Origin of the sequence: Pseudomonas sp. FSL R10-1350, from assembly GCF_009600525.1 — a bacterium.
GTDB lineage: Bacteria > Pseudomonadota > Gammaproteobacteria > Pseudomonadales > Pseudomonadaceae > Aquipseudomonas > Aquipseudomonas helleri.
In genome coordinates, this window is the sequence record NZ_WIVR01000206.1 from 1 (window position 1) to 340 (window position 340).

The 340-nt window shown below is 60.6% G+C and carries 1 protein-coding gene; it reads left to right on the top strand.

The window, feature by feature from the left end:
• A partial coding sequence (locus GHO25_RS25850; RefSeq protein ID WP_178110264.1) for a helix-turn-helix domain-containing protein occupies positions 1–304 on the top strand: 304 nt, incomplete at its 5' end.
• Between the last annotated feature and the right edge of the window lie 36 nt (positions 305–340).

Consider the following 340-nt stretch of genomic DNA (forward strand, 5'->3'; position numbering starts at 1 on the left):
CGCCTGCCTCGACCGGGCTCTGATGTACAACGCCGGGTTCGCGGCATCCCTCGATCACCAGGAGGTGCGCCACGTCGCCCGCTCAGTGGCGAAGTGGACGCACCAGCACCTCGACGCCGCCTCGTTTAGCGCGTGGCAGGCGGTACAGGGGCGCAAGGGTGGTAAGGCCAAAGGCGAGGCTTATGCTCTACTCAGAGCACAGGCTCTTCGCTTGCGCAGCGATGGGGTGAGCATCAGAAGCATTGCTAAAGAGCTTTCAGTTGGCACAGGCACTGTGCATTCCTGGGTTAGCACCAAGCGTTAATCGCGGGTTAAAACGACAATAGCTGCGAAGCCATTG